The sequence below is a fragment of the Rossellomorea sp. ABR4_012 genome (assembly GCF_056159545.1).
Genome location: NZ_JBSWVK010000007.1, coordinates 149001 through 165557 on the forward strand (window position 1 = coordinate 149001; position 16557 = coordinate 165557).

The 16557-nt window shown below is 43.7% G+C and carries 12 protein-coding genes, 16 tRNA genes and 1 rRNA gene; 1 reads left to right on the forward strand and 28 read right to left on the reverse strand.

The window, feature by feature from the left end; all coding sequences use genetic code 11:
* Positions 1 to 47: 47 nt before the first annotated feature.
* The gene (locus tag ACXAFV_RS21410) at positions 48 to 920 is read right to left on the reverse strand and encodes an amidase domain-containing protein (protein WP_475129499.1); all 873 of its coding nucleotides are present in this window, start codon (positions 918 to 920) and stop codon (positions 48 to 50) included.
* A 90-nt stretch (positions 921 to 1010) separates the two neighbouring features.
* Positions 1011 to 2153, reverse strand: a complete 1143-nt coding sequence (queG, locus tag ACXAFV_RS21415) for a tRNA epoxyqueuosine(34) reductase QueG (protein WP_475129469.1) — start codon at positions 2151 to 2153, stop codon at positions 1011 to 1013.
* 106 nt (positions 2154 to 2259) lie between these two features.
* Here queG and ACXAFV_RS21420 point away from each other — a divergent pair, with 106 nt between their 5' ends.
* Entirely contained in the window at positions 2260 to 2931 is a 672-nt protein-coding gene (locus tag ACXAFV_RS21420) for a B3/B4 domain-containing protein (protein ID WP_475129471.1), read from the forward strand.
* A 286-nt stretch (positions 2932 to 3217) separates the two neighbouring features.
* Here the strand turns inward: ACXAFV_RS21420 and ACXAFV_RS21425 are convergent, their stop codons facing one another.
* The 26 genes from ACXAFV_RS21425 to rrf all read right to left on the reverse strand — a co-directional run bounded on the left by ACXAFV_RS21425 (position 3218) and on the right by rrf (position 16414).
* Entirely contained in the window at positions 3218 to 4186 is a 969-nt protein-coding gene (locus ACXAFV_RS21425; RefSeq protein ID WP_475129473.1) for a sugar phosphate isomerase/epimerase family protein, read from the reverse strand.
* Positions 4187 to 5239: a Gfo/Idh/MocA family protein gene (locus tag ACXAFV_RS21430; RefSeq protein ID WP_475129475.1), complete on the reverse strand. Its 1053-nt coding sequence runs from the start codon at positions 5237 to 5239 to the stop codon at positions 4187 to 4189. It lies immediately after the preceding gene.
* Positions 5240 to 5256: 17 nt separating this feature from the next.
* Positions 5257 to 6282, reverse strand: coding sequence for a Gfo/Idh/MocA family protein (locus tag ACXAFV_RS21435; protein WP_475129476.1), 1026 nt, complete (start codon positions 6280 to 6282; stop codon positions 5257 to 5259).
* Positions 6283 to 6295: 13 nt separating this feature from the next.
* On the reverse strand, positions 6296 to 7021 hold the full coding sequence (locus ACXAFV_RS21440; RefSeq protein WP_475129477.1) for a ThuA domain-containing protein: 726 nt from the start codon (positions 7019 to 7021) through the stop codon (positions 6296 to 6298).
* Positions 7022 to 7034: 13 nt separating this feature from the next.
* Positions 7035 to 8609: a response regulator gene (locus tag ACXAFV_RS21445; RefSeq protein ID WP_475129479.1), complete on the reverse strand. Its 1575-nt coding sequence runs from the start codon at positions 8607 to 8609 to the stop codon at positions 7035 to 7037.
* Positions 8590 to 10401 (reverse strand): sensor histidine kinase, encoded by a 1812-nt coding sequence (locus tag ACXAFV_RS21450; RefSeq protein ID WP_475129480.1) that lies wholly within the window; start codon positions 10399 to 10401, stop codon positions 8590 to 8592. The genes ACXAFV_RS21445 and ACXAFV_RS21450 overlap by 20 nt, the downstream gene beginning before the upstream one ends.
* Before the next feature lie 250 nt (positions 10402 to 10651).
* Positions 10652 to 11929, reverse strand: coding sequence for an ABC transporter substrate-binding protein (locus ACXAFV_RS21455; RefSeq protein WP_475129482.1), 1278 nt, complete (start codon positions 11927 to 11929; stop codon positions 10652 to 10654).
* A gap of 70 nt (positions 11930 to 11999) precedes the next feature.
* Complete coding sequence (locus ACXAFV_RS21460) at positions 12000 to 12827, reverse strand: carbohydrate ABC transporter permease (protein ID WP_475129483.1); 828 nt, start codon at positions 12825 to 12827, stop codon at positions 12000 to 12002.
* On the reverse strand, positions 12827 to 13774 hold the full coding sequence (locus ACXAFV_RS21465; protein ID WP_475129484.1) for a carbohydrate ABC transporter permease: 948 nt from the start codon (positions 13772 to 13774) through the stop codon (positions 12827 to 12829). The genes ACXAFV_RS21460 and ACXAFV_RS21465 overlap by 1 nt, the downstream gene beginning before the upstream one ends.
* 643 nt (positions 13775 to 14417) lie before the next feature.
* Positions 14418 to 14491, reverse strand: a tRNA-Gly gene (locus tag ACXAFV_RS21470).
* A gap of 3 nt (positions 14492 to 14494) precedes the next feature.
* Positions 14495 to 14579: transfer RNA gene (locus ACXAFV_RS21475), tRNA-Leu, on the reverse strand.
* Positions 14580 to 14586: 7 nt separating this feature from the next.
* A tRNA-Cys gene (locus ACXAFV_RS21480) sits at positions 14587 to 14660 on the reverse strand.
* A 7-nt stretch (positions 14661 to 14667) separates the two neighbouring features.
* Positions 14668 to 14742: transfer RNA gene (locus ACXAFV_RS21485), tRNA-Gly, on the reverse strand.
* 7 nt (positions 14743 to 14749) lie between these two features.
* Positions 14750 to 14821 (reverse strand) — tRNA-Gln (locus tag ACXAFV_RS21490).
* Positions 14822 to 14860: 39 nt separating this feature from the next.
* A tRNA-His gene (locus ACXAFV_RS21495) sits at positions 14861 to 14936 on the reverse strand.
* Between the two features lie 11 nt (positions 14937 to 14947).
* Positions 14948 to 15021, reverse strand: a tRNA-Trp gene (locus ACXAFV_RS21500).
* Positions 15022 to 15117: 96 nt separating this feature from the next.
* Positions 15118 to 15201: transfer RNA gene (locus ACXAFV_RS21505), tRNA-Tyr, on the reverse strand.
* 10 nt (positions 15202 to 15211) lie between these two features.
* A tRNA-Thr gene (locus ACXAFV_RS21510) sits at positions 15212 to 15287 on the reverse strand.
* A 101-nt stretch (positions 15288 to 15388) separates the two neighbouring features.
* Positions 15389 to 15464 (reverse strand) — tRNA-Phe (locus ACXAFV_RS21515).
* A 176-nt stretch (positions 15465 to 15640) separates the two neighbouring features.
* A tRNA-Asp gene (locus tag ACXAFV_RS21520) sits at positions 15641 to 15717 on the reverse strand.
* Between the two features lie 7 nt (positions 15718 to 15724).
* A tRNA-Met gene (locus ACXAFV_RS21525) sits at positions 15725 to 15798 on the reverse strand.
* Positions 15799 to 15909: 111 nt separating this feature from the next.
* Positions 15910 to 15985: transfer RNA gene (locus ACXAFV_RS21530), tRNA-Val, on the reverse strand.
* Positions 15986 to 16029: 44 nt separating this feature from the next.
* Positions 16030 to 16104 (reverse strand) — tRNA-Glu (locus tag ACXAFV_RS21535).
* A 14-nt stretch (positions 16105 to 16118) separates the two neighbouring features.
* Positions 16119 to 16210: transfer RNA gene (locus tag ACXAFV_RS21540), tRNA-Ser, on the reverse strand.
* A 3-nt stretch (positions 16211 to 16213) separates the two neighbouring features.
* A tRNA-Asn gene (locus ACXAFV_RS21545) sits at positions 16214 to 16288 on the reverse strand.
* 9 nt (positions 16289 to 16297) lie between these two features.
* Positions 16298 to 16414: ribosomal RNA gene (gene rrf / locus ACXAFV_RS21550) — 5S ribosomal RNA — on the reverse strand.
* Positions 16415 to 16557 lie beyond the last annotated feature (143 nt).

The following is a 16557-nucleotide window of genomic DNA, read 5'->3' on the forward strand; positions in this document are numbered from 1 at the left end:
TAAAACTCTATGTGACATTATACCATTTATCCACGGGAGGACAATACTTAACGGTCATCAACAATCGTATAAAACTTATATTTGATGTTCGGGGTATAAGCAGTCGAATCTTCATACTTCCAATATCTCATTCTGCTGTTGAAGGTGTGTGCATTCACCAATGGCATGGCGTCGGCATCCCTGCCTGTCACAATCGTCGTATGGTCGAAGCGGCCGTCTCCCTCGAAATCATAGCAAATGACATCGCCCAGCTTCAGCTTATGCGGACCTTCCACTTCTCTTGCACGAAGTCCGACGGTTGATGCAGGCAGATGCAGCCTCATCGCATTCGCAACCGTCCAGCTATAGCTCCAGCTATTATTTCTCATCCACCATCCCTTTCCCTGTGTCGGGTACCCTCTCATTGGTGCATTGCCTGCATGAAGGCATTGAGAAATATAATTCGTACAGTCATTCTCAAACTTCCGATATTCCGGGTTGAACGTGTTCCACCATTTCTCTGCGTATTGAACAGCCTTCAATCTGTCATATTGATACGAAAACCTATTTTCATCCTTTCCTTCAGGAAATTCTTCTTCAGTACTTGTGACGTCAACCGCAGCGGGAACTTCCCCATCATTATATAGTCTGCCGTCATAATAGACCGCTCTCCGATTTTCCACTTCCTCTTCTAAATATATAAATGACCCTTGTTTCACTAAGTATTTATAATGAACATCATAGAGGACTGTCTGGGTCTCATCGGACATCATGGAAAGCTCATTTATTTTGCCGGCCGCTTCCACTTTGACGATTTCAGCATGCCGTTTCTCACACGATTCTTTCTTTTTTTTCACTTTATCATGCTGAAATTCTGTTTGTCCTCGAGTTGTGTACTCACTGATCACATGATTGATATTATCCATCAGAAGTTTTCTGATCATCGCCTTCCCTCCTCTTTTCATATCTATGAGGGAAACACTCTGTTCACAACAAAAAAGGATAAATCCATTTCTTAAATGGATTTATCCTTATCCCGCATCCGGGGCAAACAGTCGAAGACCTTTTTCGATTTCATCAAGAACGTCTTCGTCTCTTTCAATTGTTTTTTGTTTCAATAATGCTTTTTCAGCTTCTCTTCCACCAATTTTCCCAAGTGCCCAGGCGGAAGTTCCACGCATCACCGGCCTCACATCGTTTTCCATTACTTTAATTAAATCTTCAATCGCTGTCTCGTCTTTGTAATGAGCAAGCGCAATGATTGCATTCCGCTGAATCGGCTTCTTGCCTCTCCATGAACCAGATACATGCCCGTACTTATCCTTAAATTCACGGTTACTGATTGTGAGCAGCGGTTTTAACAATGGCTTCGCAATTTCCGGGTCCGGCTCCATTTCTTCATGAAAATGAAAATCCTTCCCTTTATTTTCGGGACAGACAGTTTGACAGGTATCACAACCGTATAATCGATTTCCAAGCTTCACCCGGTATTCATCAGCGAGGAAACCTTTTGTCTGTGTTAAAAATGCGATGCATTTCTGCGCATCCAGCTGGCCGCCTTCGATCAAAGCCCCTGTAGGACACACGTCCACACATATATTGCATGTCCCGCACTGATCCTCCATCGGTTCATCCTGTGCAAAAGGAAGGTTTGTAACCATTTCACCCAGATACACATATGATCCAAACTCCGGTGTAATGATGGAACAATTTTTACCACTCCAGCCGATCCCCGCACGCTCAGCAACCGCCCGGTCAACAAGTTCACCTGTGTCCACCATCGATTTAAAACGTGCCTCAGGAACACGTGAAACAATATACTCTTCTAATTTAGCAAGACGGTCCCGCAGCACATGATGATAATCGGTACCCCATGAAGCCCTGCAGAAAATGCCCCGTCTTTCACCCCTTTTGCTTTGTGGTGCATCCTTCATTCTGGAAGGGTAGGCAAGAGCAATGGCGATAATCGATTTAGGTCCGTCGAAAATGAGTGAAGGATTGACCCGCTTCTCTATGTCCTTTTCTTCAAAACCTGATTGATATCCAAGCATCTCTTGCCGAAGCAGCCTGTTCTTCATTTCAGAGAAAGTGTCTGCTGTAGTGAAGCCTATCTTATCAATCCCAATTTCTTTACTGTAGTCGATGATATCCTGTTTTAATTGATCGAAATCCAAAGCAACCGCCTCCTTTCCGTATATATAAAAACTAGTAAATACGTTAAAAATGATTACAGACGAGTATTATGATAAACTATTTTAAACAAAATGTGGAGGAAAAAAAATGGAAATAACAATTGATTCTTCAATCACTTCAACCATTCCCAATTTTAAAATAGGCGTCATTCATTACCATGATATCGAAGTCGGGGAATCCCCTCAAATGCTGAAAGGCAGGCTTCAGTTATTTCAAGAGTCCATTTTCTTCGATCTTCAGGAAAAAAATGTGACCGATATCGATGGGGTGAGAGAGTGGCGGGATGTATTCAAGAAAACGGGCAAAGACCCTAACCGCTACCGTCATTCGGCTGAAGCCCTTTACCGCCGTATAAAAAAGCAGAATTATCTTACCACTATCAACTCGGCTATTGATTTGAATAACTTTTTTTCACTACAGTATGAAGTACCGATCGGGATTTATGATCTGGATAGGCTGGCAGGTGAAACTATCAGCTTAAGAATTGGTGAGCACGGAGATACCTATACAGGACTGAACGGACGTGAAAACTCATTGGAGAACTTGATCATTGCAGAAGATGAAAATGGTCCTTTCGGCAGCCCTTTCGTTGATTCCAACCGCGCACCTGTCGGAAATGCAACAAAAAATGCAGTTCAGATCATTTTCTTGAAGCCTTCGATTCCTATAGAGGAAGGTGAGAAGCTGACGAAGTCATTAATGGATATGTTTATCGGGATTCATGGCGGCGAGAGCACTTGTGAAGTGGTAAGCGGATGATTTTTGAAATTGAAAGCCGGAATCTCTGTCAGAAAGCAGGGATTCCGGCTTTATTTGGCTAAAAAGAGTGATGAGGATGGACGAAAACTTTTTATTCTATGAGAAATGGTGATTAATTTATGAGTTTTACGCAATAATCTACGAGAAAAGGCCATTATACTATGAGAAATCGGCAACAATCTATGAGAAACCAGAATTAATCTCTCGTTTTAACAAATATTGCAAACGGCATCAACTCTTCAATAAAAAAAGGACCCTAAAGGATCCTCTCCGACTAACAAGGTCTTTACACCCACCACATATCCGACGGCTGCTCCTCGATCAAAATCGATTTCAGATTCTTGACAGCACGCCCGAATCCTTCTTCGATCGACATGAGCGGATCTTCATGTTCAATACTTACCACATAATCGTATCCGAATGTGCGCAGTGCACTCATCATATCTGACCATTCCTGGAGGCTGTGGCCGCATCCTACCGAACGGAAAGACCACGCACGGGTCTGGATGTTCCCATACGGCTGCATATCCGTCAAACCATACATGTTGACGTTATCCTGATCGATGTACGTGTCTTTTGCATGGAAGTGATGGATGGCATTTTCTTTTCCAAGAATCTTGATCGCAGCCACCGGGTCGATCCCCTGCCACCAGAGGTGACTTGGATCAAGATTGGCACCGATTGCGTCACATGTTTCTTCACGGAGCTTCAGCAACGTATATGGAGTGTGAACCAGGAACCCGCCGTGCAGCTCCAGGCCGATTTTCACTCCATGCTCCTCAGCAATCTGCCCCATCTTCTTCCAATAAGGAATCAACTTCTCTTCCCATTGCCATTTCAAAATATCGCCATACTCATTCGGCCATGGAGATACTGGCCAGTTTGGATGCTTGGCACCTTCATGATCGCCTGCTGTTCCCGAGAAGCAGTTTACAACGGGCACGTTCATCAAACCAGCGAGCTTGATGGTCTTCTCAAGAGCTGCATGCGATTCTTCCGCAAACGCAGAATCCGGTGAAATCGGGTTGCCATGACAGCTGAAGGCACTGATTTCAAGGCCGCGCGATGTCACTTTCTGTAAGTATTCATTTCGCTTTTCATCACTTTCCAATAGGGCTTCGAGGTCGCAATGAGCATTTCCTGGATAGCCGCCGGTTCCGATTTCGACCGCATGCAAGCCTGATTCTTTCACATAATCAAGCATTTCATCTAGATTCTTCTGAGAAAATAATACTGTAAATACACCTAATTTCATCTATGCTTCCCCCAATTTCAATGTGATGCTTTGGCGTGTTTCGCTGCTTTTATAAATCGCATCGACGATCATGGAAACAGCCATCGCTTCTTCCGGTTTTACAATCAGCTCTTCAAGCCCGAGACAACTGTTGATGAAATTCTCGGCTTGAGGAAGGCTCGGATCGTCTTCACCGGGAATCCAGTCAGCCCCGCTGTTTAAGAGCATTCCGTGCTTCATTTGATTGATGTGCAGCGGAAACAGATCGACACCGCCTGTTTCCCCCGATATACTCAAGCTTTCTTCATCGCTTTTCACATTGGCGGACCAGGATGTTTCAAAAAGCATCGATGCACCGTTATCAAACTTGATATAAGCCGTCACATGGTCATCGACCTCAAAGTTTTCACGGTCGAAGTCTCCCCATTGATTGACTTCTCCAGGCATTCTGCTGAGCTTGTTATAAGCTGTGCCAGTCACCACGACAGGCTTTGGATTCCCGAGCAGCCAAAGCGACAGGTCCAGGAAGTGACAGCCGTAATCAATAAGACTTCCACCTCCCTGCAGCTCCTTATTCGTGAATACGCCCCAGCCTGGCACCTTGCGCCGGCGGATTGCTCTTGCCCTTGCGACGATCGGCTCGCCGATTTCGTTTGCAGTGATGAATCGTTTTGCAGCACGGGAATCTTTCATGAACCGATAGTGATAAGCGATCGCCAATACTTTTCCTGATTCATTTGCTGCATCGATCATCGCCTGACATTCTTCAGGTGACATCGCCATTGGTTTTTCACAGAATACGTGGATACCCGCATTTAGGGCCGCAATCGTGATTTCCGCGTGAAATTTATTCGGAGTACAGATCGTGACGGCATCAACATGCTCGAACATGTCGCGGTAGTCACTGAATACTCTAGGGATATTAAATTCTTTTGCCACGTTTTGGGCCGTCAATGCGTTTATATCACTGACCGCTTCCAGTGTGACCGTTTCTGACAGTTTCTTGAACGTAGGGATATGCCGGTTTTGTGCAATCCCGCCAACCCCGATGATCCCCATTCGAAGTTTTGACATGCTGCATTCACCTCAAGTTACAGTTTTACAATTGTTTTCGTTTCATTTGACTCAAGCGCAGATAACACGACCTGCAGAGACTTCATTCCTTCACTTCCGCTGACAGGCGGTTCGGTATCCCCGAGCACGGACTGAACAAACTGATCAATCACGCGCGAGTTCGTCTGGCCTCCGTCTTCATTCGTTTGAATGCCGCCAAGTTCATATCTGACCACTTCACCAGTCGCATATTGAACAACTAATGAATGTACCGGATCATCCTCTAAGCGTAGAATCGCTTTCTCTCCGTAGATAATCGTTGAGTTATCCTCTTTTGACACATATGACCAGCTGGCAGCAAGAGTCCCGATCGTCCCGTTTTCTGTTTTCAGCACACAAACAGCTGTATCATCAACATCGGCATTTTCCTTTGCACTTGTTTCCACAAACGCGCCCACTTCCACGAATTCTTCACCAAGCACATAACGAAGCAAGTCGGTCTTATGTACTCCAAGATCCCCCATCGCCCCGATGAATGCTTCATCTTTCTTAAAGAACCAGCTGTCCTTGCCATCGGCACTCCATCCTTCAGGGCCGCCGTGGCCAAATGCAGAACGGAAGCTGTAAATCTTGCCGACTTCACCTTTTTCAATCAGCTCTTTTGCTTTTTGATGCGAAGGAACAAAGCGCTGGTTATGGGCAATCATCAATTTTCTGCCGTTTTTTTCAGCAGCTGCAATCATACTCTCCGCTTCTTCAACCGACGTCGCCATTGGCTTCTCACATAGAACATGTTTTCCTGCATTCAGTGCGGCAATCGAAATCGGTGCATGCAAATAATTCGGCGTACAAACACTTACTGCTTCCACTTCATGATTAGAAAAAAGTTCTTTATAACTGGTATACGCTTCAGCGCCATATTTTTCAGCTGTCTTCTTAACTCGTTCTTCCACAATGTCACACACAGCCACTATTTCAACATCTTTGTTGCTTGCATATTCAGGCAGATGACGATGCTGGGCGATACTTCCACAACCAATTACACCAATTTTTAATTTGCTCATGTTACTTCCTCCTTTAGTTAGCTCCTTTAATTTCTTCAAGCGGCTTTGCATTCCCGTAAACGGGCCTGTTACGTTCTACAGGCTTTGCCCATTCCACTGCATTGATGATCACTTTTTGGACTTCCCGGTTGTAATAAGTAGGATATGTTTCATGGCCTGGACGGAAGTAGAAGATCTTCCCGTTCCCGCGCTGATAGGTACATCCGCTTCTGAACACTTCCCCGCCTTCGAACCAGCTCACCATCACCAATTGATCGGGTGCCGGGATATCAAAATGCTCCCCGTACATCTCTTCTTTTTCAAGCTCGATGTATTCCCCCAGACCGGCTGTGATCGGATGACTCGGGTCGACAATCCAGATGCGTTCTTTTTCATCGGCTTCTCTCCATTTCAGGTCACAGGATGTTCCCATCAGCTCTTTGAAAATTTTAGAGAAATGGCCGGAATGGAGGACAATCAGTCCCATCCCGTCAAGGACGCGCTGCTTCACTTTTTCAACTACATCATCCGAGACCTCATCATGGGCGATGTGCCCCCACCAAAGGAGGACATCCGTTGAATTCAATACCTCATCTGTCAGCCCGTGCTGCTCTTCATCCAATGTTGCGGTCCTGACGTTGAAGGATTCCTCACCAAGGAATGACGCAATCGTTCCGTGAATTCCCTCCGGATACACTTCGCGCACCTTTTCGCTTTTTTGTTCATGACGATTCTCATTCCATACTGTAACGTTTATCATGATTTGACCTCCATCAGTTATGTTTTAGCAGGGACTGCCTGAATTCATTTGGCGTAATCCCTACTTGCTTTTTGAACACCTTGCTGAAGTATTTTTCATTTACATACCCAACCCCATAGGCAACTTCATATATTTTGAGATAAGGGTTTTCTAATAGTTTCATAGCTTTTTCCAGGCGGATATTCGTTAAATAATCCGTGATCGTCAGCTTGTATTCCTGTTTGAATTTCCTTGAAATGTATTCCCTGCTCAGGAAGAATGTATCGGCTATTTCCTGCAGGGTCACATCTTCCTGATAATGCTGCTGCAAATACTCTTCGATTCTCTGCATATTGTTTTTCTCTTTCTGATATTTCTTCGTAGTTAAGGTTTCGACCAATTCGTTAAATTCTTTCATTTTTTCTTCTTTGAATTTCTGAAGTGAAAATGCCCCCTCTTCACTCCAATAATCCACTCCGTTGTAAAAAGAGGACCGACTCTCAATCTCATATTCTTTCAACCAATTATTCCGGAGCAGTTCAAATTGATTTTCCCAAATCTCAATCTGCTCCAGGGAAAGCGTATGCCTGTTTTCCAAAGTCTGAAAGATTTGCTGGAGTGAGGATTCAACCGCAGCAGGACTGCCTGTACGGATCGTCCATTTCAAGTCATTGGAATAGTCTAATAAGTGCAGCAGCGGTTTAGTTTTTCCACCAGACGTGATGATTTTATCCGACTTTCTTAAATCATGTTTCATATACACTTCCAGAGAGGAAGTATAAGTTTCCTTCAGGTTCAATGATTTCTCCCCTAAAGAGATCGTGATGCAGATTTTGCTGAATTGATAAATCAACGAATAAAGTTCATCCAGTAGAAATGTAACGTTCTTATCGTTCCAAAAGAGAATGACGAGCTCTTCATCTTTATGGATGTTCCTGAAACAAACTCCGTCATTATGTTTTCTCAGCAGCTCATTGCAAATATTCGTCAACGTGAAGAAGGCAAGATCTTTGTCTCCCTGAAATGATTTCATGACAATCGGCTTGATCGGAATGAGTGCAGCTGTCTTTTGCAGTTTACTGAATACAACACCGAATTCATTTTCAATCTTTTCCTCCGCTGCTTCAGGAATGACTTCAGCATTGCACAGGTTTGAAAACAACCGGTCCCAATAAAGCGGCTTCACTTCATTTATTACCCTGTTTTCTTCCACCAGGTATTTTCTCGAGCGCACCTGTTCCTTCCATTCATTGACCGCTTTCTCCAATGTGTCATTCAACACATCCGGTTCAATCGGCTTGAGGATATAATCAAAGCTTTTATAAAAAATCGCATTTCGCATATACTCAAAATCATCATATCCGCTCACGACAATCGTTTTGCTTTTGATATCGGAAGAATGCAGCCACTTTAAGAGACTGATACCATCAAGCTTCGGCATCCTCATATCCGTGAAGATAATTTCCGGCCGGTGCTCGGTGATCAGTTTCTTTGCCTGCTCGCCATCTTCTGCTTCAAGGATAGTATGAATTCCGTATTGATCCCACTCAGCTAATAAAAGTAACCCTTCACGCACATGTTTTTCGTCGTCAATGATGATTGCTTTCATCCGCTTCACCTTCCATCTTTATTGGCAGCTTCATGGTGACCTTAAAGCCTCCTTCGTCAGGATTTTCAAGGAGTAACACTGCGTTATCATCATAATAAAGCTTCAAGCGTACAAATACGTTCTTTAATCCGATATTCGTGGCATCCCCGATTTTATTTAAGGCAGCAGCTCTGAAATGTGCATATACTTCCTCTAATCGTTCTTGGGTCACCCCAATGCCATTGTCCTTTATGGTGATGACGAGCTGATCATCTTCACTCATGCAGACAAGCTCGATCCTGCCTATCCCATCACGGATATCAAAACCATGCTTGAAATAGTTTTCAATGATCGGCTGGAGGATCATCTTAGGGACGGCAGCGTCCGTTACCCGTTCATCCACTTTTATAGTATAGTCAAGATTCTCCCCGAACCGCTCTTTTTGAAGAAGAAGAAATGCCTTTGTATAACTGATTTCCTTATCGAGCGGAACCATATCTTCTTCCATATTCATTCCGTACCTCATGATTTTCGAGAGATAGGTAATGAGGGTATAAACTTGCGGCACTTTATTCTTCAACGCCACCGTTCCGATGGATTGAAGTGCATTATATAAAAAGTGAGGGTTTATTTGGGATTGCAGCACTTTTAATTGGTTGTTCTTATTCTCAAGCTCGAGCTTATATTCACGATTGATCAACGTATTGATCCGTTCGATCATCTGTTGGAACCTGAATCCCAGCAAACCGATTTCATCTGGACCGAACGACGGGAACTGTACATTCATATTCCCTTTTTCCACTTGCTGGATATTCTTTAGAAGAACCCGGATCGGCGATGTGATCTTGAATGACACGAACAATGTGGCAAGCACGACCAGCGTCAATCCAAGGATACCAAATAGAATATTGATTTTCGCGACACTGAAGGCGCTTTCGTAAAGGTTCAAATAACTGACCCGCTTCGCAAGGATCCACCCCCCTGCCGATACAGGCAGCTGATCATACATGATCACCCCGTTGAAATCATCTTCTTTCCATTCAAGCGTCCCTGCAAGTTCTTTACCCTCAACGATGCGTTTGATCCACTTCTGGTTATTTTGATCATCCGACACATCAAGGTCGGAGCTGTATATCATTTCACCCTGAGGTGTCAGAAGATAAAATTCTTCGGTCTCTTCCGTATATAAATTCCGGCTTAAATCAATGATTTTCTCCGGGGATATCTCAAGGGATATGTAGGCGAGAACCTCATCATCAGGAATATTCCTGAACGCCCTGTGGATCGTGATGATATTTCTTGTACGCTTGATTTCATTCTCCTGCTGAGGAAAAGCCGGTTCAATATACATATTGTACGGACTGCGTTCCGCACTTAGAAATGCTTCTTGGTCTGTCTCGTTCTTTTCACTTGAAAAAACGACGTTTGAACGTTTAGTAGCTGAGATGACTCTGTCCTCTTCCGCAAACGAAATCCTTACCCCGTTGATCGTATCCGCAGTGTATAAAATCGTTTGCACAACATTTTTCACAATCCCGATCGTCAGGTAATCATCCCCCTGACCCGGGTTTCTCATGTAGTTGATAAAATCAGGATTATTATAGAGGGATAAAGTCAAATCATTTAATTCATTAATATAGCTCTCTAGATTAATCTTCCCCTGATATAACAAGTTCCTGCTCTCCGCCACCACCTGATCTTCTATCGAATTCTTGGTGTACAAATATGTAATCACAATGGAGCTGCCGAAAGGTACAATGGTGGTGATCATAAGGAGCACAATCAGCTTATTCCGGATACTGTTCTTTAACATGAGGAAAGGTACCTCCACTTTTTGCTTATCCTTAGTATAATACCAACTTGTACATACATGAAGTGTTTTTTCAAAATAATGAAATATTTCAAACAAGAAAGCTCTTTGACCATCGCAGTTGATTTCCGTGCAAGCAGGACTTCGCATTTTGGTGGTGATCTGTGAGCCTCCTCGATCGTACCTCCCGTAAAGTACTTTTTAGAATAAACAGAAAGCATGCCTTTACAGACATGCTTCCGTTTATTCTGTTTTACTTCAAGTTATCCCAGGATTGCTGGAATCTCTCTAGTAAAGTATCATAGTCGATTTTTCCTGCAGCATATTCCTGGATGGCAGCAGCAAATTCTTTATTTGCTCCATCCGGCCATCTGAACCAAGTCCAAGGAATTGTTTTCTCTTCTTTAGAGTAGTCAAGGATTGACGTACCAAGGTCACCAAGTCCAGCAGGCTCGATGTTATCAAATGCCGGGATGAACGCGAATTCTTCTGTGATATAACGTTTTCCTGTTTCAGAAGACACCATCCAGTTCAAGAATGTTTTTGCTTCTTCAAGGTGCTCTGAGTTTTTGTTTAATACCCAGTTATTCGGAACACCAACTGGTAGACTGTTTGCACTTTCTTCATTGTTCAAGGCAATAGGAAGGAAGCCCATATTGATTTCTGGATTGATTTCCGTGATCATATTCTCTGTCCAGTTACCTTGTTGAAGCATCGCTGTTTCACCAGAAGCGAAAAGCGTTACCTGAGTGTTGTAATCTGTTGTTAGTGGATTATCATTTGCATATTTAAGCTCAGTATCAAGTACTTCCTTGAATTGCTTGAACTTTTCATTACCGACGATTTTTTCAGAACCATCGTATAATCCTGCGATGAATGCTTCAGGATCTTCCTGCTGAGCGAAAGGAATGTTCAGTAAATGCTGACCGATTACCCACCACTCTCCGTATCCAGCCGAGAATGGAGTGATTCCTGCTTTTTCAAGCTTCTTGGAAGCGTCTTTCAATTCATCAATTGTCTTTGGAGCTTCTTTGATGCCTGCTTTTTCAAACAAATCTTTATTGTACACAAATCCGTATCCTTCAAGATTGACCGGCATACCATAAAGCTTGCCGTCTTCAGCCGTCATTGGAACTTTACCGATAGGCAGAACATGCTCCACCCATGGCTCACCTGAAAGATCCGCTAACTTCTCCTGCCAAAGTTCTAACTCTTTAAAACCACCGTTGTTGAAAATATCCGGCTCTTCCCCGGAAGCAAACTTCGCTTTAAGTGCAGCACCGTAATCGGCACCGCCTCCGACTGTTTCAAGCTTCACCTTGATGTTTGGATGTTCTGCTTCGAATTCCTTGATCATCTCTTGAAGCTGATCAGCAATTTCCACTTTGAATTGGAACAAGTTAAGAGTGACTACGTCATCGCCTGACTTAGAATCACCGTCACCTCCTGATGACGTATCTTTTGAAGAACACCCTGCGATGATACCAAATACAAGAACGAAAGATGTAAGAAGTAAAAGAATGCGTTTCATAATTGGTTTGACCTCCCTGATATAAATTTATTGTATATAAAGTCCTGTAGGAATAACAGAACCTTTATATCTACTTAATAGAACCTGAAGCAATTCCTTTAATGATATGTTTTTGTAAAAACAGGAAGAATACGATGATCGGTGCAATGCCCAGCACCAATGCCGCAAGCCCCATATCCCACTGCTTTGTATATTGTGCAAAGAATGAACTTGCAGCAAGTGGAATCGTACGCAGCTCAGCATCCTGTAAAACAAGGAGCGGCAGCAGGTAATCATTCCATATCCAAAGCGTATTAAGTATGATGACTGTAACGGTTATCGGCTTAAGGAGAGGAAATACAATTCTCCAAAACACACCAAACTGGCTGCATCCATCAATCATGGCCGACTCTTCAATCTCAACAGGCACTGTCTTCACAAAACCATGAAACAAGAACAGGGATAATGGTACTCCAAAACCAAAGTACATGATAATCAACCCTGGTATGCTGTTCGTCAGGTTCAAAGCACCTCCGAGTTTCATAAGCGGAATCATCACCGTCTGGAAAGGGATGACCATCGCTGATACAAAAATAACAAATAGAATCTTACTGAACTTGCCCGGAGTCCGGACCATTTTCCAGGCAGCCATTGAACTGATCACCACTAAGCCGATGTTGCTTGCTACAGTGATGACAAGTGAATTCCAGAATGCCCTAGGGAAGTTGATGACGTCCCACACCTTTGCATAGTTCGAAAACATAAATTCCTTCGGCCATGCTGCTGCATCAATGAGGATGGCTGCAAACGGCTTAACAGAATTGATAAAAACAAAGTAAAAGGGAATCAAGAAGATGAGACCAAGCAATATCCCGATAATCTCAAGTACAAATGTCTTCTTTGTATAGCGATTGCCCATTAAGCCTCAACCTCCTTCTTCTTCGTCAGCATGACTTGGAACGTCGTAAAGATTGCTACGACAACAAAGAATAAAATGGACTTCGCCGTTCCAAGACCATAACGGTTATTCTGGAATGCTTCCTGATAAATGTTGATCGCTACAGACTGAGTGGAATTAAATGGCCCTCCCCCGGTCAGCGAGATATTCAAATCAAATATCTTGAAGGCCATCGAAATCGTCAGGAAGAAGCAAATTGTGAATGCCGGAAGGATCAATGGAATAATAATCTTTGTCAGGAGCGTCCAATTCGATGCACCGTCCATCTTGGCAGCTTCCAACAGGGAGTTATCCACCCCTTGCAAGGCTGCTACGTAAATGACCATCATATAACCGCTGATCTGCCAGGCAAACACGATAACAATTCCCCAGAATGCCGTCTTCTCATCACCAAGCCATGGCATTTTGAAGAATGCGATATCCGTCATGTTCCCAACAGAAGCAAATCCTTTAACAAAGATGAACTGCCAGATGAACCCTAATAATAACCCGCCGATGACATTTGGAATAAAAAACACCGTTCTCAGGATATTACGTGTTTTAAGTGCCGCATTTAAAAGCAAAGCAAACCCAAAACCGATTAAATTACTGATGATAACGGCAGCAAACATAAATTTCGTCGTAAACATAAAAGAATTAAAAAACGTTTTGTCATTCGTGAAAATCTGCTTATAATTGTCAAACCCTACCCACTCTACTACAGAACTGACTCCATTCCAGGAAGTGAAAGAATAATAGACTCCCATTAAAAAGGGAAGAATCTGAATCACTAGGAAAAAGAGTAGTGCGGGCCCTACAAAGGCAGCGTACGTCAACAAACTCTTATATTTAAACTTCTTCTTTGACACTGCCTTGATCTGTGCTTGGGTACTTACTGGTCCAGTCTTTAACGTTGGTTCCACACGCATCACCACCCCTTTGTTATGTAACCGCTTTCTTATAGTATAAAGGGGTTTTAATTTTAAATAGGTCAACAAAATTGACAAAGATGGTGCAATATTTTGACTATATGATTTTATTGGTTATTGTAAGGATTCGTTATTAGGGTTTTTGGTTATCTGGAATTTGTGGTGTGAAGTGGACTGGTTTATTGATGGCTTTGGAGGAGTATAGGTGGTGTCGAGTTGAAGATGGTTGTTTTCGAATTAGATGGTAGATCGTTAATGTTGAGGGACGAAGAATAAAGATTTTTTGTTAAAAAGTAGTTGAAAACGTCTGAATCGTAACAATAGAGGAACAACATTCTATAGTTTCGATGTGTCAGAGTGAAAATTCGGCCTGCTGCCAGACAGGATTCTCTTGGTACATAAATAATTGCGCAGGTTTCCTAATAATTGCGCAGGAATCTCATTTATTGCGCCACTTTTTCGATAATCGCGCAGAAATTCTATTTATTGCGCCAAATTCCTGTTTATTGCGCTACTTAGAATTTTTATAAAAAGAAATGGAGCCCAGCAGCTTTCTTCCCAAGAATCACAGACCGCTTCTTTACAATATCATGAAAAACAAAAAAGACTTCCTCACAAAGAGAAAGTCTATCGTATGTATGATTGGAGCGGGTGATGGGAATCGAACCCACGACATCAGCTTGGAAGGCTGAGGTTTTACCATTAAACTACACCCGCAGATGGTACCGGTGGCCGGGGTCGAACCGGCACTCCGTGAGGAACACGATTTTGAGTCGTGCGCGTCTGCCTATTCCGCCACACCGGCATTCATATGGAGGCGCCAACCGGATTTGAACCGGTGATAAAGGTTTTGCAGACCTCTGCCTTACCACTTGGCTATGGCGCCATATGAATGGAGCGGAAGACGGGATTCGAACCCGCGACCCCCACCTTGGCAAGGTGGTGTTCTACCACTGAACTACTTCCGCAATACTACTGGGCTAGCTGGATTCGAACCAACGCATGTCGCAGTCAAAGTGCGATGCCTTACCGCTTGGCTATAGCCCATTGTTAGTATATGTCACGAATTTTATAGTGTGACTTTTATGGGGCGACTGATGGGAATCGAACCCACGAATGCCGGAACCACAATCCGGTGCGTTAACCACTTCGCCACAATCGCCATGATCATATTGGCAGGGGCAGTAGGAATCGAACCCACACCAAAGGTTTTGGAGACCTTCGTTCTACCGTTAAACTATGCCCCTATGAAAATTTGTTTCTCTTCGCTTGAAAGCTTAATGCTTCGCTACGCAATTTTTAAGGATGCTTATTTTACTCCGCTGACGCTTCGTAAAAAAGCTTGGTGGAGGGGGGCAGATTCGAACTGCCGAACCCGAAGGAGCGGATTTACAGTCCGCCGCGTTTAGCCACTTCGCTACCCCTCCATCTGTTCAGTGGTGCCGGCAAGAGGACTTGAACCCCCAACCTACTGATTACAAGTCAGTTGCTCTACCAGTTGAGCTACACCGGCACGTAAAATGCTGATCAAGTTTCGGCTAAAAAACTTATCATTGTATAGATGGTAAACATTAAAGACGTTTATTTTACTCCGCTATGCTTCGTAAAAAAACATGGTGGCTCAGGACGGAATCGAACCGCCGACACATGGATTTTCAGTCCATTGCTCTACCAACTGAGCTACTGAGCCATAATAATTTTTTCGTTCCTAAAGTGAGCATCCAATTGTCCATCGTCCAGCTCTCAGAAGGATTATTCAAGTTGCTGCTCGAGCTGTACGCTGATGATTAATCGGATGAAGATTTTTCACCGTGCTCTTCCAACTGAGCTACTGAGCTATAACATTTTAAAACATTTCAAGAAAAATGGCGGTCTGGACGGGACTCGAACCCGCGACCTCCTGCGTGACAGGCAGGCATTCTAACCAACTGAACTACCAGACCAATGGTATTGCGGGGACAGGATTTGAACCTGCGACCTTCGGGTTATGAGCCCGACGAGCTACCGAACTGCTCCACCCCGCGACGATAATAATTTTATTAAGCGTTTTCCTTGTAGTAAGGAAAGAAGTTTTCACTACGCTACGCAAAGATTGTGGACGCTTATTTTACTCCGCTTCGCTTCGTAAAAAAGCATGGTGGAGGATGACGGGATCGAACCGCCGACCCTCTGCTTGTAAGGCAGATGCTCTCCCAGCTGAGCTAATCCTCCAATTTGTATGGTAAGTTTTTTTCACTTAGGCGAAAAATCTTCTTTGGTGACCCGTACGGGATTCGAACCCGTGTTACCGCCGTGAAAGGGCGGTGTCTTAACCGCTTGACCAACGGGCCAGGTAAATATGTTATGGCGGAGAGCAAGGGATTTGAACCCTTGAGACAGCGTTGACCGTCTACACGATTTCCAATCGTGCTCCTTCGACCACTCGGACAGCTCTCCATATGGCTCCGCAGGCAAGATTCGAACTTGCGACCGATCGGTTAACAGCCGATAGCTCTACCACTGAGCTACTGCGGAACGATTTTAGCCTGGCGACGTCCTACTCTCACAGGGGGAGATCCCCCAACTACCATCGGCGCTGAAGAGCTTAACTTCCGTGTTCGGCATGGGAACGGGTGTGACCTCTTCGCCATAATCACCAGACATATGTATGATGTCTTTTTTAGGGACAAGTACTATTATATCGTCTTTCAAATATTTTTCAAGACTTTTTTTGTACTTTTAAAGAGAATTTTATTCTCTGAAAACTAGATAAAGATTGATGTCAAGATTACCGGTATTGCCGT

What these genes read in the sequence shown, in the direction of transcription:
- ACXAFV_RS21420 (WP_475129471.1), top strand. Translation starts at nt 2,260, where the DNA reads ATGGAAATAACAATTGATTCTTCAATCACTTCAACCATTCCCAATTTT.
- ACXAFV_RS21425 (WP_475129473.1), bottom strand. Translation starts at nt 4,186, where the DNA reads ATGAAATTAGGTGTATTTACAGTATTATTTTCTCAGAAGAATCTAGAT.
- ACXAFV_RS21430 (WP_475129475.1), bottom strand. Translation starts at nt 5,239, where the DNA reads ATGTCAAAACTTCGAATGGGGATCATCGGGGTTGGCGGGATTGCACAA.
- ACXAFV_RS21435 (WP_475129476.1), bottom strand. Translation starts at nt 6,282, where the DNA reads ATGAGCAAATTAAAAATTGGTGTAATTGGTTGTGGAAGTATCGCCCAG.
- ACXAFV_RS21440 (WP_475129477.1), bottom strand. Translation starts at nt 7,021, where the DNA reads ATGATAAACGTTACAGTATGGAATGAGAATCGTCATGAACAAAAAAGC.
- ACXAFV_RS21445 (WP_475129479.1), bottom strand. Translation starts at nt 8,609, where the DNA reads ATGAAAGCAATCATCATTGACGACGAAAAACATGTGCGTGAAGGGTTA.
- ACXAFV_RS21450 (WP_475129480.1), bottom strand. Translation starts at nt 10,401, where the DNA reads ATGTTAAAGAACAGTATCCGGAATAAGCTGATTGTGCTCCTTATGATC.
- ACXAFV_RS21455 (WP_475129482.1), bottom strand. Translation starts at nt 11,929, where the DNA reads ATGAAACGCATTCTTTTACTTCTTACATCTTTCGTTCTTGTATTTGGT.
- ACXAFV_RS21460 (WP_475129483.1), bottom strand. Translation starts at nt 12,827, where the DNA reads ATGGGCAATCGCTATACAAAGAAGACATTTGTACTTGAGATTATCGGG.
- ACXAFV_RS21465 (WP_475129484.1), bottom strand. Translation starts at nt 13,774, where the DNA reads ATGCGTGTGGAACCAACGTTAAAGACTGGACCAGTAAGTACCCAAGCA.